Source organism: Lentzea sp. NPDC060358, from assembly GCF_042725365.1.
Taxonomy (GTDB): domain Bacteria; phylum Actinomycetota; class Actinomycetes; order Mycobacteriales; family Pseudonocardiaceae; genus Lentzea.
Window position 1 is genome coordinate 18,871 of sequence record NZ_JBHXCW010000083.1, and the last position, 12,384, is coordinate 31,254.

A 12,384-nucleotide genomic window follows, 5' to 3' on the forward strand; every position below is an offset into this window, starting at 1 on the left:
CTCGAGTCCGGCTTGAGCGCGTGCGCCTTACCATCCCCGGCATGGGGATGCGACGTTTTTCATACACGATCATGGCGGTGTTGCTGGTGCTGGTCGCGGTGGTGCCCGCGCGGGCCGCGGAGCGGCAGTTGCTGTTCTACAACCACGCGTGGGGGACCTTCGACCGCGCCACGGCCGACGCCGTCGAGCGCTCGGCCTACCTGCGGGCGTTCGCCGACTTCGAGGTCCGCACCACGACCGGCGCCGACGGTCACGTCTGGACGGGCCGCTACCTGCGCGGCAAGGAGACCTACCTCGAGGTCTTCGGCACCGGTGACGTCGGCGGCCAGGACGGCGAGCTCGGCGCCGCGGGACTCGGCCTCTCGACCGAGCGCGACGGCGACATCGACGCCCTCCGGGCGCGGCTGAGCTCCCAGGGCCTGACGCCCATCGACTTCCTGCAGAAGCGCGACTTCGGCGACGGCAAGCCGGTGCCGTGGTTCGACTCGACCTACCTGGTCGAGTCCTACGACCGGTTCGGCGCGTGGGCCATGGAGTACCGCGACGAGTACCTCGGCGACCCGCGCAGCAAGGTCGGCCCGGCGCGCTTCCCCGGTGACGTCACGCGCGAGCGCTACCTGCCCGACGCCTACCAGGACCGGCTGATGCGCGACATCACGTCGATCCGCCTCGCCGTCACGGCCGCGGACCTGGAGGCCACGCTGCCGCTGCTGCGCGCCGGCGGTCTCGCCCCGCGCACCGACGAGCAGGGCGTGGTGGTGACGCGCGGCGGCACGACGATGCGGTTCGACGTCGTCCCGCTGGGCCGCACGGGGCTCCGGGCGGTCGAGTTCGAGCTCAACCGCGGCGTCGCGCGGCACGTCGAGCAGCTCGGCACGTCGACGCTGGTCGTGGGACCGGGCAAGCGGGCCGTCTGGACCTTCTGACCCCCGCCTCCGGGGCCGGCCCGCAGCCCGCCCGGTCACGGCCGCGCGACGTGAGCCGTCAGGCGGGAGGTGTCAGGATCCCGCCGGCGGTCGTGCGGATGCGGAGGGAGGAGGCCTTGGCTTCGCGCACGATCCGCTCGACGTCGTAGCCGACGAGCTTGCCGCCCCGCTTCACGATCCGGCCGTCCGAGAACACGGTGTCGACGTTGGCGGGGGTCACCGCCTGCACCAGCGTCGTCTCGAGGAGGCCACCCGGCGCGAGGTTGACGTCGGCGGTGCGCACCAGCACGACGTCGGCCCGCTTGCCGGCCGTCAGCGACCCGGTCACGTCGCCGAGGCCCAGCGCGCGGGCGCCGTTCAGCGTCGCCATCGTCAGCACGTCGCGGAACCCCACCTCCGGCAGACCGGCGGACGGCGTGCCCTGCCACGGGATGCCGGTGGTCCAGGCGACGCGCATCGCCTCGAACATGTCCGACGGCGCGATCGACGTGGCGTCCGACGACAGCGACACCGGCACGCCCGCGCGGCGGAACCGCAGCAGCGCGTCACGCGGGTCGCCCGCCGCGCCGAGCCGGAACTCCGAGTGCGGCGACCAGCTCAGCGGCGTGCCGGTGCGGGCCATCACCTCCATGTCGCTGTCCAGCGCCGTGACGTAGTGCGTCAGCAACGTCTTCGGGCCGAGCCAGCCGCGCCGTTCGTAGTCGGCCGCGTCGACGATCCGCGGTGGCGACTGTCCCGCGTGGATCGCGACCGGCAGGCCGCGGCTCAGGGTGGCGTCCATGTCCGCGAAGAACGCCGGTTCATCGCTCTGCGAGAGCCCGCGCACGCAGACGCCGAGGTGCACCAGCCCGTCGAACGCGCTGCCGTGCGCGAAGTACCGCTGCCGCACCCGGTCGATGCCGGTGAAGTCCATCGGCACGTCCCGCGGCATCTGGTCCACGTGACCGTAGGAGAACCGTGCGCGCAACAGGCCGTCGCGGTGCGCGCGCAGCTCGGCTTCGGCGTGCGCGAGCGAACGGGTGTTGTTGGACCAGTTGTGGACGGTCGTCACGCCCGCGTTCGCCAGGTCGGCGAGACCGAGCAGCACGCTGCGGTACACGTCCTGCGGGTCGTACAGCGTGGACGTGGCGCGCTTGGCCGCGAAGTAGGGGAACCCGTCGGCCACGAAGTTGCGGCCCAGCGAGCTCCACATGTGGAAGTGGGTGTTGACGAGGCCCGGCATGACGATCATGTCGGTCGCGTCGACCACCCTGGCGCCGCGAGCGGACAAGCCGGGGCCGACGCCGACGCCGACGATCTCGCCGTCGTCGATCAGGACGTCCGCGCGCGGCAGCACTCCGAGCGCCGGGTCCATCGTCACGACCGCACCGCCCCGGACGAGGTAGCGGCGGCGCGCGGTGTCCGCGTCGGCGGAGGCGGTCGCGGTGGCGGTGGCCGGGACCGCGAGGGCGGCGCCGACGGATTTCGCCAGCGTCCTTCGGTTGATCATGCAAGTCCTCCAAGGGCGGGGAGCCTGCATGCTCGCTCACGGTCCGCGGCCTGTCACCGAGGTGCAGGATCCGCTGGGCCGCCCGGCTCAGCGCGCCTGGTCCAGTGGGCGCAGGTACTTCAGCGGATCCGCCGTCAACGCGTCGATCTGCGACCTGAGCGCCTGCAACCGGGTGCTCTCGCTGGCCTGCCGCCGGGTGATCTCGTCGACGTTGGCCGCCCGCACCACGAGACCCGGCGCGACGAACCAGCCCTCCGGCAGCTTGCGGCCGCTCTTGGCGTGCTGGGCGAGCATCCACCCGGCCACCGCGCCCTTGAGGAAGTGCTCGGCGGAGATCGTCGCGACCAGGTGACCCTCCTTGACGCCCTGCAGCGCCAGCGGGTCGATGCTGAACGACGCCGCGAGCCACCTGCCCTTCTTCTCGGCGTGCACGGCGGCGAGGTTGACCGCGTCGACGTCACCGGCGCCCAGCAGCGCGAGCGCGTCCGGGTTCGCGTCGGCGATCCGCTGCCAGGTCGCGAGGTTCGTCACGGCGTCGCGGCCGGTGTCGAGCGGGCCGATCACCCGCAGTTCCGGCATCCGCTCGAGCAGCCGGGTCCGCATCCCGAGCACCCGCTGGTCGAGCGCGGGCATCGCGGGGGAGTTGCTGCCGATCACGATCTTGCCGGTGGCACCGGGCGGCAGCTCGTCCGCCACCACGTCCGCGAGTGTCCTGCCGAGGTCGAAGCCGTCGTTCTCGATCATGAACTTGACCTCGCTGCCCGGCGCGACCTGGCCGCCCGCCACGGCCATCACCGGGATGCCCTGCTCGACGACCTGCGCCATCGGCTCGGCCACGAGCTCCGGCGCGACCGCGGAGACCCCGATGCCGTCCTTGGCCCGCGTGGCGAGGTCGTGCAGGAGCTCGACCTGCTTGAGCCCGTCGTGCGTGTCCGGTCCGGTCAGCTCGACCTTCACGCCGCCCGCGATCTCCGCGCCCGCCCGGAAGCCGTCGCTCATCTCGCGGGAGAAGTCGCGGCTGTTGTTCTGCGCGAGGAACCCGATCGTGGGCGGGTCATCGGACGTCTGCTCATCCCCGCAGCCGCTCACCCCCGTCACCGCGAGCAAAACCGCAGGCAGGACGACACGGACAGCGCGCACCACGGAAAGCCCCATCAGTTGACCGCCGGAAAGCCGTCAAGGCTAGTGCACCGCGCACCGCTGTGTCGGCTTGCGTGCAATCCTTTGGCTGCGTACCAATAGCTACTTCGCCGGAAAGCGATGTCCACGTGAGGCGCCGATAGATGCTCTCCAACTGGGTCGAGGCCCGCACCACCGCGCACACGACCGTCATCTCCCTGACGATCGGTCTGGCCGCGCTGGCGGGTCTCGCGCTGTGGACGAGTCTGAGCATGCAGGCCGCCACGAACCACCTGCACGAACTGAACGAGATCAGCGACCGGTGGGGTCTCGTCGTCCAGAACGTCGACGTCGCCGACCACGCCCTCGTCGACTACCTGCGCTCCGGCACGCCCGTGATGCGCAGACCCGTCTCGAACGCCGCCGGCGCCGCGGGTGACAGCCTGCGCTGGCTGAAGAACCACGGCGGAGCGGCCGACGTCCGCGCCGCCACGATCGTCGACGACCTCTACGGCGACTACTCGTCGCTGCTGCGCGACACGGTCGCGGCGGGCGACCGCGGTGACACGACCGGCGCGTTCCAGAAGGCGGACCAGGCCGAGCTGACCCTGGTGTCGCTGCGCAAGCAGCTCTCCACGGTCGTGCAGATCAAACGCCTGGAGACCTCCGACTACCTGCGGGCCGCGGAAGCGCAGAACAGCAGGTTGCGCCTCGCCGCGGTCATCGCGTTCGTCGTCGACCTCGGCCTCGTCGCGCTGTGCGGCGTGGTGCTGATCGGCCACCGCCGCAAGATCCTGCGCCAGGCGGCCAAGAGCGAGCACGAGGCGATGCACGACGCGCTGACCGGGCTCGCCAACCGCACGCTGCTCGTCCAGCACGCCCAGCAGGCGATCGAGCGCTCCGACCGCACCGGTGACCCGCTCGGCCTGTTCCTGATCGACCTCAACCGCTTCAAGCCGATCAACGACACCCTCGGCCACGCGTTCGGCGACCGGCTGCTCCAGCACGTGGCGAACCGGCTGACCGCGGCCGTCCGCGACGTCGACACGGTCGCGCGCCTCGGCGGCGACGAGTTCGCCGTCCTGCTGCCGTCGGTGCTCTCACCCGCGAACGCCCTCGTCGTCGCCGAGCGCGTGCACCGCGCGCTGCGGGAGGCCGTCGACCTCGACAGCCTGTCGGTCGACGTCGGCTGCAGCATCGGCGTCGCCCTGTACCCGGCCGACTCGGCGGACGTCCACGACCTGCTCAAGCACGCCGACATCGCCATGTACGCGGCCAAGCGCGCCCGCCTCGGCACGTCCGTCTTCGCGCCCGGCGACGACCACAGCGCCGCCCAGCTCACCGTGATCAGCGACCTGCGCCGCGCCCTCGACCAGCAGGAACTGGTCCTGCACTACCAGCCCAAGGCCGACGCGCGCACCGGCGCCGTCACCGGTGCCGAGGTCCTGTGCCGCTGGCAGCACCCGCGCCTGGGCCTGCTCGGCCCCGACCGGTTCATCCCCGCGGCCGAGGAGACCGGCCTGATCGAGCCGCTCACCCAGTACGTGCTCGACCACGCCCTCGCCCAGAGCCGGGTCTGGCACAACACCGGCTGGGACGTGCCGGTCTCGGTCAACGTGGGCGCCCAGTGCCTGCAGGACACGACGTTCCCGGAGCAGGTGGCCGCCGCGCTCCGGCTGCACGACCGCCCGCCCGGCGAGCTGACGCTCGAGATCACCGAGAGCGCGATCATCGCCGACCCGCTGCGCGCGAGCGACGTGCTGACCCGGCTGCGGGAGCTGGGCGTGCGGCTGTCGATCGACGACTTCGGCACCGGCTACTCGTCGATCGCCTACCTGCGCACGATGCCCGTGCACGAGATGAAGATCGACCGGTCGTTCACCACCAACATGCGCACGGACCCCTCCAGCGGCGCGATCACCCGCTCGTTGCTGGGCCTCGCGCACAACCTGGAGCTGGAGGTCGTCGCCGAGGGCGTCGAGGACGAGGAGACGTGGACCGCCCTCGCCGCCCTGGGCTGCGACATCGTGCAGGGGTACGGCCTGAGCAGGCCGCTGCCCGCGGACGAGTTCGCCGCGTGGCTGAGCGACCGGGTGGCGGGCGAGCTGGCCGCCCCGGCCCCGTGAGCCGCCCTGCCCCCGCACCGCCTACTTCTGGACGGCCAGCCGGTACGCGGCCGCGCCGATCAGTTCCAGCGACACCTGCAACCGCTCCGGGCTGACGTTGTCGCGGATCGTGTCCTCCGGCGTGTGGTAGATCGGCTCGAGCTCGGCGGGCCCGCCCTCGCCGCGCCAGCTGAAGTTCGCCGCCGCGATGCCCTTCTCGTGGAACGGCACGTGGTCGCTCGACCCGCGCACCACCGGGCCGTGCACCCTCGGGTCGTAGCCGAGCCGTTGGGCGGCGGCGCGCACGCCCGCCGTCGTGGCGTTGTCCGCGCCGTCGACCGAGAGCAGCCAGTAGGCCGTGGCGGGGTTGTGGCTGGTGGCCACCATGTCGTTCTGGAACACGCCCTTGATCCGCGCGATCTCCTCCGGCGGGAGCTGCGAGACGTAGTGCCGCGACCCGAGCAGGCCCTGCTCCTCCGACCCCCACAGCGCGAACCGGAGCGCCTTGTGCGTCGGCAGGTACCGCAGCACCCGCGCGAGTTCGAGGCACAGGATGGTGCCGCTGCCGTCGTCGTTGGCGCCCGGCGAGCCCGGCACGCTGTCGTAGTGCGCGGAGACCATCACGACCCCGTTGTCCCGCCAGGGGAACGTGCCCGGCCGGTCCGCGATCACGTTGTAGGACGTCAGGTTCGGGTGGTGGGTGGTGGTGATCGTCAGCTCGCCGGAGCCGCGGGCGCGCAGCTTCTCGGTGTGCACCTGGGCGAGGCCGATCACCGGCACGGCGACCTCGCGGTCGAGCGCGGGGGAGAAGGCGCTCGACTTGCTCGCCGTGGCGGAGATCCGGCCGAGCACCACGGCCACCGCGCCGCGGGCGACCGCGTCGTGCACGTGCGCGGACCCGGTGGGGGCGTTGACGAAGAACGCGATCTTGCCGGTCAGCTCGACGCCGTCGGCGACCTCGGCGAACGGCGCCCTGACCGTCACGCCGAGCGCGCCGGATCGCGAGGCGCCGGCCTGCCAGCGGCCGTCGACGTCGGCGAGGTACTTGTCCGGCACGGTGAACGGCTGCGTCGTCACCTGGTACCGCAACGCCTTCAGCTCGCGGACGAGGTAGTCGCGGGCGCGGTGCTCGGACTCGGTGCCGCCGATGCGCGGCCCGATCCGGTCGCTCAAGACCTCCAGGTGCCTGAGCGCGGTGCGAGCCCGGACCCGTGCCACGACGGGGAAGTCGCCGAGGTCGAGGTCGGGCAGGTGCGCGGCGCCGGGCCGCTGCTCGTTCGCCGCGAGCGCGCTCGCCGGGTTGGCCACCACGGCGGCGAACCCGGCCGCCGCGGCGAGGAAGTCACGTCTGCGCATGTCGGTCCCCCGTCGGAAGATGTGCAGGCGTTCCGAACGTAGGCAGGCGCGCGGACGCGGGACAAGCGACTAGTGGCCGGCTTTCGCCGCCGCGTGGTCGAGCACGAGGTCCTCGACCTGGCGGCGTGCGTCCGAACGGGCCTTGTGCACGCACGCCATCAGTTGCGCGGCGAGGACGTCCGGGTCGAGCTGCCGCACGGCGGGGGTGAGCGCGATGCCGGTCGTGACGCCGTTCGAGTCGACGGTGACGCTGATGCCGCCGCGCGTCGCCTCGCCGCTGACCGCCGCGAGCAGCCCGACGAGGTCGCGGTAACGGCGCTCCTCGCGTTCGGCGGCGGCGTTGCGGCGCTCCTCCCACCACTCGATCCGGCGGCGCAGCAACGCCGCCGCGCTCGCGGGATCGGGCACGGGAACCGGCCACGAGCCGGACGCGGTGTGCAGCACGACCGCGTTCGCCTGCACCGTCACGCGGTGGATGCGCGCGAACGAGACACCGGCGTCGACCCGCGCACCGGTGCGCGTGGTCCAGTCGACGCGGTCGGTGCCGATGACCACGCGGGTCCCGCGGCCCGCCAGCACGAGCGGGAACGCCGTCGACCCGAGCTCCAGCACGGGCGTCGCGAGCAGCGAGCGGTGGGCCATCCGGGCGAGCGCGCTCGCCGAGCCCGCGCCGAGGACCCCGGCCGCGCACAACGCCTTCACCGCGACGGCCGCGCCGGGGCTGAGCCGCAGCGCGATGCCCGAACCCGGCAGCACCCCGAGCACGAGCTGCGCACCGGTCATCAGGGTGGTGGCGGGCAGCCACGAGTGCGGGTCGCTCAACCCGTTGCGGCGCAACCACGACAGCAACGCCCACGCGCACGCCGCCGCGGCGAGGACCGGAATCGCCGACCACCACGGCATGATCTGCTGCCCCGCCGACGTCATCCCGGCGAGCACGACGCACACGAGTCCGATCGCGACCGGCAGCACGCCGGCCGAGAGCAGGAGCAACGTCCTGGCGCGACGCCACCGGGCGGCCAGCGCGTGGACGACCTGGGGATCGTGGATGAGGGGGATGGAGCGGGGAATGAGCGTCATCGGAGCACCCCTCGTCAGGTCTCCGCCGCCACCTGCCGTGACGTGCGGGCCGACCAGACTTCCCGGCTCACCTGCCCGTTAATATGCCGCAAATGTCCAGATCAGGCAAGCCTTGTCCACTGTGGACGGTAGAGGTCCCGGAGCGCGCTCCCGCGCAGACCTGTTGAATGACAGGGTGATCACCTACGACACCGACGTCAGCGACCTGACCGAAAACGACCTCGCCGGCTTCTTCGTGGGCTGGCCCGCGCCGCCGTCTCCGGCGCAACACCTCGCCGTGCTGCGCGGCAGCTACCGCGTCGTGGTCGCGCGGTCGGACGGCGCGGTCGCCGGGTTCGTGAACATGATCAGCGACGGCGTGCTGACGGGGTTCGTCCCGTGGCTCGAGGTGCGGCCGGAGTTCCAGGGCCGGGGGATCGGCTCCGAGCTGGTGCGCCGGATCCTCGCCGAGGGAGCGCACCTCTACTCGGTCGACCTGACGTGCGACGACGAGCTGCGGCCGTACTACGAGCGCCTCGGCCTGGCCGCCCTGACCGGCATGGGCGTGCGCCGCCGCGGCGTGCTGGGGGGTTAGAGCCCCTCCAGGTCGAGCGTCTGCTGGTGCGGGCCGCCGGTGAACGAGCTGGAGAGCAGCCCGGCCGAACGGCACCGCCCGCACGTCACCGGCGAGGTCGTCGCCTTGAACCGGGTGAAGTCCCAGCTGCCCGTGCCGACGTGGCAGCCGGGACCGGGCACCTCCAGCCCGAGCCACCCCTGCAACCGCACGGCGTGCACGACGTCGGAGCCCTCGAGGTAGCCGTTGAGCCGCCCCGCGAACCGGTTGCGCGCTTCCTCCGCGGGCGCGCTCAGTGCCTCCTGCAACAACGAGATGCCGTTCATGACACCGATTCAACCTCACCCGGCCGCGTCGATCCGCGCACCACGCCGCTCCAACACGGCGAGGCTGCGCGCGCACCACCGCGCGTTGTCCCGCTCGAACGACAGGCCGCGCAACAGGGTCAGGTACGGCCCGACCCGTTCGGCCTGGTCGAGGAACTCCTCCTCGGTGCGGCCGTCGAGCAGCCGCGTCCGGAGCCGTTCGTAGCGGGTGATCTTCGCCTCCGCCCACCGCCGGCGTTCCCCGATCGCCGCCTTGACCGCCTCGACATCGCCCGCCTCCGCCGCCATCACCGCGACCAGCAGCTCGTCGCGGATCGCCGTGGGCCGGTGCGGCTCGGCCGTGAACGCGGCCAGCGCCCGCAGGCCCGCGTCCGTGAGCGAGAACAACCGCTTGGTCGGCCGGCGTTCCTGCTCGACCGTGCGCGCCTCGACCAGCCCCCCGGCCGCCATCCGGTCCAGCTCCCGGTAGAGCTGCTGCGGGGTGCACGTCCAGAAGTTCGCCACCGACGCGTCGAACGCCTTGGCGAGGTCGTAGCCGGACGCCGCCCCGTCGAGCAGAGCGGCCAGCACGGCGTTGCGCAGGGACATATCAGCAGGTTACGGTGCCCTGACCTAGTCAACAAGTTGAGTATTCGGGGGTTCCCGCGGTGAACGCATTCCGCAAGGCGGTCGAGGCACGCGACACCGCGGCCATGGAGGCCTGCCTGGCCGACGACGTGGTGTTCACGAGCCCGGTCGCGTTCGCGCCGTACCCCGGCAAGCCGATCACCTCGGCGATCCTGCGCGGCGTGATGCGCGTGTTCGAGAACTTCCGCTACGAGCGCGAGATCGCCGACGGCGAGAACCACGCCCTGGTGTTCCGCACCGAGGTGGGCGGCAAGGAGATCCAGGGGTGCGACTTCCTGCACCTGAACGCCGACGGGCTGATCGACGAGTTCACCGTGATGGTGCGCCCGCTGTCCGGCGCCCAGGCGCTGTCGGAGGCCATGGCCGCGCAGTTCGACCGGATCAAGGCCGAGGCCCTGGAAGCGCTGACCGCCCAGGGCGACTGACACCGGCCGAGGCCGCGCCACCCGGCTCGCGGTGCGTGAACGTCACGAAGCCCGTTCGTAGACGCTGACGTGCCGCGTGCTGGCCGCCGTGAACGGCTGGGCGGTCCAGCCGTCCCACCGCTCGCGCAGCCGCAGCCCCGCGATCCGCGCCATGAGGTCGAACTCCGACGGGTAGGTCATCCGCTGGCGGATCGGGCCGAACCGGACGCCGTTCGCGCTGATCTCCACGTGGTTCTCGTCGAGCAGCTGGGTGACCGGGTCGTAGCGGTTGACGTCGAGGCTGACCCGGTCGAGCTCCATCGCGGTGACGTCGATGAACTGGTTGCGCTCCCGCGCGACCCAGCTCGGCAGGCCGCACTCGACGACGAACACCCCGCCGGGCTCGAGGTGCCGTGCCGCGTTCTCGAAGCACCGCACCTGGTCGTCCTGGGTGAGCAGGTTGGTGATCGTGTTGTAGACCAGGTACACCAACGGGTACGTGCGCCCGGTGCCCGCAGTGGACATGTCGCCCATCGTGACGTCGATGCCGGCGCCACCGGGTTTCTCCCGCATCCGGGCGACCATGTCGGGCGAGAGCTCGATCCCGTCCACCGCCACACCGGTGTCCGCCAGCGGCAACGCGATGCGTCCGGTGCCGATCGCGAGCTCGAGCGCCGTCGTGCCGAACCGGGAGAGGAACCGCACGCACTCCTCCTCGTCGCCGCGCGGCTGGTTGTCGTAGTTCTTCGCGATCTCAGGCCCGAAACTCGGGTCGAATCCCTTCACCTGGCCCACGCTAGCCACGCTGCCAACCGGTTTTGCGGGCGTGGACGGCATCGAGCAGCGCCAGGTCGTGCAGGTCCCGGTCGCGCGGCTGGTAGCCCTGGTGGAAGAACAACTGCTGCTCCCGGGACAGGCACGGCACGCGCGAGCCCAGGATCGTGCCCGTGACGAAGCAGGAGGCCGGGTAGCGAAACGGCGCGCCGGGCGTCGGCGAGGACTGCTCGGCGCTGCCGTCGGCGGCGAACCGCAGCGGGTGCAGGTCGACCTCCCGGCCGCCGGGGCCGGTGACGACGAACCGGACCGGCCGCCACGACAGCGTCTCGGCGAACCCGAGCGCGCCCAGCACCGCGAGGACGCGGGGTTCCTGCTCCTCGCGGTGCATGAGGTCGAGGTCGCCGTGCGGCCGGGTCTGCCGGCCCACCAGCGCGTCGACGCCCCAGCCGCCCCCGACCCAGACGTCGGTGCCGGCCAGCGCCGCCAGGATCTCCAGCACGTCCTCCGCGGTCACGCACCCAGCCAACCAGCGCCGCAGGACTGGGAGCAAACGCTTTCCGGCTGCCGCGGCGGTGGTGTCGGAGTCCGCGCCGCGTGCGGTGCCCGAGGTCGAGCCGCACGTCCGCCTCGCCGGTCCGGCCGGCCGGGTTGTCAGTCCACATGCATCTCGTTTGGTGCGGGCGGTGCGCCGGTTCGGGCACAGTGGAGAACCGGAAGCAACATCAACATGGGGGATTCCGATGAAGAGAGCCATTGGTGTGCTGGCGGCCGCGGTGGCCGCGCTGGTGTTCGCGGTACCGGCCCAGGCCTCGTACTCGACCTCGCTCGTGGTGCTCGGCGACTCCTACGCGTCGGGCACCGGCGCCGGCGACTACCAGGACGGCACGGCCGGCAACTGCTGGCGCAGCACCAACTCCTACGGCGAACAGGTCGCGGACCGCATGCGGGCGGCGGGCCGGCTCGCGTCGGTGGCGAACGTCAGCTGCAGCGGCGCCGCCACCGCCGACCTGTCCGTCCCGTTCAAGGAGCGCCCGGCCCAGCTGGACGCCCTGAAGCCGGACACGAACCTGGTGCTGCTCACGATCGGCACCAACGACATCGACTACGCCGCTTACGGCAGCACGTGCATCCTGAGCGACTGCACGGGTGCGCCGACCGAGGCGATCCTGGCGAAGCTGCCGCAGATGGGCAGCAACGTCACCGCCCTGCTCGCCGAGATCGACCGGCGCAGCCCGGACGCGCGCATCGTCGTGGTGGGCTACGGCCGCCAGGTGTCCACTTCGGAGAACCCTCCCGGCGCGGCGCTCGACCCGATCTGCGGTGACGGCCTGCTGACCCCCGCGGAGCGCGTCGAGGGCAACAAGGTCGCCGACGGCATCGACGCCACGCTCCGCTCGGCCGTGACGGCGGCTCGCCGCCAGGGCGCGTTCGCCACGTACGCGAGCCCGTTCTCCCGCCCCGAGACCTTCGAGGGCCACGCGCTGTGCGAGGCGGGGACGCCGTTCCTGCGCGGGTTCGACGCGCTGGCGCCCGGCCAGGAGGGCATCGAGGCGGTGTTCCACCCGAACGTGGCCGGCCAGACGGCACTGGCGTCGCTGGTGCGCGCGTAGCGACCGGGGGAC

13 protein-coding genes are annotated in these 12,384 nt (G+C 72.2%); 5 read left to right on the forward strand and 8 right to left on the reverse strand.

What is annotated here, in order from left to right; genetic code table 11:
- Positions 1–41: 41 nt before the first annotated feature.
- On the forward strand, positions 42–926 hold the full coding sequence (locus ACFWGZ_RS19310; RefSeq protein ID WP_382452899.1) for a DUF5829 family protein: 885 nt from the start codon (positions 42–44) through the stop codon (positions 924–926).
- Between the two features lie 58 nt (positions 927–984).
- Here ACFWGZ_RS19310 and ACFWGZ_RS19315 read toward each other — a convergent pair whose 3' ends face one another.
- On the reverse strand, positions 985–2,415 hold the full coding sequence (locus tag ACFWGZ_RS19315; RefSeq protein WP_382452900.1) for an amidohydrolase family protein: 1,431 nt from the start codon (positions 2,413–2,415) through the stop codon (positions 985–987).
- A gap of 87 nt (positions 2,416–2,502) precedes the next feature.
- Positions 2,503–3,504: a sugar ABC transporter substrate-binding protein gene (locus ACFWGZ_RS19320; RefSeq protein WP_382452901.1), complete on the reverse strand. Its 1,002-nt coding sequence runs from the start codon at positions 3,502–3,504 to the stop codon at positions 2,503–2,505.
- Positions 3,505–3,698: 194 nt separating this feature from the next.
- Between ACFWGZ_RS19320 and ACFWGZ_RS19325 the strand changes: the two genes are divergently transcribed.
- The gene (locus ACFWGZ_RS19325) at positions 3,699–5,660 is read left to right on the forward strand and encodes a putative bifunctional diguanylate cyclase/phosphodiesterase (RefSeq protein ID WP_382452902.1); all 1,962 of its coding nucleotides are present in this window, start codon (positions 3,699–3,701) and stop codon (positions 5,658–5,660) included.
- 21 nt (positions 5,661–5,681) lie between these two features.
- On the opposite strand, the gene ACFWGZ_RS19330 is transcribed toward ACFWGZ_RS19325, so the two are convergent.
- Positions 5,682–6,995 (reverse strand): M28 family peptidase, encoded by a 1,314-nt coding sequence (locus tag ACFWGZ_RS19330; protein ID WP_382452903.1) that lies wholly within the window; start codon positions 6,993–6,995, stop codon positions 5,682–5,684.
- Between the two features lie 69 nt (positions 6,996–7,064).
- Positions 7,065–8,075 carry a hypothetical protein gene (locus ACFWGZ_RS19335; RefSeq protein ID WP_382452904.1) on the reverse strand — a complete coding sequence of 337 codons (1,011 nt, stop codon included), beginning with the start codon at positions 8,073–8,075 and terminating at the stop codon, positions 7,065–7,067.
- Positions 8,076–8,250: 175 nt separating this feature from the next.
- On the opposite strand from ACFWGZ_RS19335, the gene ACFWGZ_RS19340 reads away from it, so the two are divergent.
- Positions 8,251–8,649, forward strand: coding sequence for a GNAT family N-acetyltransferase (locus ACFWGZ_RS19340; protein WP_382452905.1), 399 nt, complete (start codon positions 8,251–8,253; stop codon positions 8,647–8,649).
- Here the strand turns inward: ACFWGZ_RS19340 and ACFWGZ_RS19345 are convergent.
- Complete coding sequence (locus ACFWGZ_RS19345) at positions 8,646–8,954, reverse strand: hypothetical protein (protein WP_382452906.1); 309 nt, start codon at positions 8,952–8,954, stop codon at positions 8,646–8,648. The genes ACFWGZ_RS19340 and ACFWGZ_RS19345 overlap by 4 nt on opposite strands.
- A gap of 15 nt (positions 8,955–8,969) precedes the next feature.
- Positions 8,970–9,542 carry a PadR family transcriptional regulator gene (locus tag ACFWGZ_RS19350; RefSeq protein ID WP_382452907.1) on the reverse strand — a complete coding sequence of 191 codons (573 nt, stop codon included), beginning with the start codon at positions 9,540–9,542 and terminating at the stop codon, positions 8,970–8,972.
- 59 nt (positions 9,543–9,601) lie between these two features.
- Here ACFWGZ_RS19350 and ACFWGZ_RS19355 point away from each other — a divergent pair, with 59 nt between their 5' ends.
- A complete protein-coding gene (locus ACFWGZ_RS19355; protein ID WP_382452908.1) occupies positions 9,602–10,006 on the forward strand; it encodes a nuclear transport factor 2 family protein in 405 nt (134 codons plus the stop codon).
- Positions 10,007–10,048: 42 nt separating this feature from the next.
- On the opposite strand, the gene ACFWGZ_RS19360 is transcribed toward ACFWGZ_RS19355, so the two are convergent.
- The gene (locus ACFWGZ_RS19360) at positions 10,049–10,771 is read right to left on the reverse strand and encodes a class I SAM-dependent DNA methyltransferase (protein WP_382452909.1); all 723 of its coding nucleotides are present in this window, start codon (positions 10,769–10,771) and stop codon (positions 10,049–10,051) included.
- Between the two features lie 10 nt (positions 10,772–10,781).
- Complete coding sequence (locus tag ACFWGZ_RS19365) at positions 10,782–11,276, reverse strand: nucleotidyltransferase domain-containing protein (protein ID WP_382452910.1); 495 nt, start codon at positions 11,274–11,276, stop codon at positions 10,782–10,784.
- Between the two features lie 226 nt (positions 11,277–11,502).
- Here ACFWGZ_RS19365 and ACFWGZ_RS19370 point away from each other — a divergent pair, with 226 nt between their 5' ends.
- Positions 11,503–12,372, forward strand: coding sequence for an SGNH/GDSL hydrolase family protein (locus tag ACFWGZ_RS19370; RefSeq protein WP_382452911.1), 870 nt, complete (start codon positions 11,503–11,505; stop codon positions 12,370–12,372).
- Positions 12,373–12,384 lie beyond the last annotated feature (12 nt).

Bases quoted from the DNA above. Each gene is read 5' to 3' on its own strand.
- ACFWGZ_RS19310 (WP_382452899.1), top strand. From the start codon at position 42: ATGGGGATGCGACGTTTTTCATACACGATCATGGCGGTGTTGCTGGTG.
- ACFWGZ_RS19315 (WP_382452900.1), bottom strand. From the start codon at position 2,415: ATGATCAACCGAAGGACGCTGGCGAAATCCGTCGGCGCCGCCCTCGCG.
- ACFWGZ_RS19325 (WP_382452902.1), top strand. From the start codon at position 3,699: ATGCTCTCCAACTGGGTCGAGGCCCGCACCACCGCGCACACGACCGTC.
- ACFWGZ_RS19330 (WP_382452903.1), bottom strand. From the start codon at position 6,995: ATGCGCAGACGTGACTTCCTCGCCGCGGCGGCCGGGTTCGCCGCCGTG.
- ACFWGZ_RS19335 (WP_382452904.1), bottom strand. From the start codon at position 8,075: ATGACGCTCATTCCCCGCTCCATCCCCCTCATCCACGATCCCCAGGTC.
- ACFWGZ_RS19345 (WP_382452906.1), bottom strand. From the start codon at position 8,954: ATGAACGGCATCTCGTTGTTGCAGGAGGCACTGAGCGCGCCCGCGGAG.
- ACFWGZ_RS19350 (WP_382452907.1), bottom strand. From the start codon at position 9,542: ATGTCCCTGCGCAACGCCGTGCTGGCCGCTCTGCTCGACGGGGCGGCG.
- ACFWGZ_RS19370 (WP_382452911.1), top strand. From the start codon at position 11,503: ATGAAGAGAGCCATTGGTGTGCTGGCGGCCGCGGTGGCCGCGCTGGTG.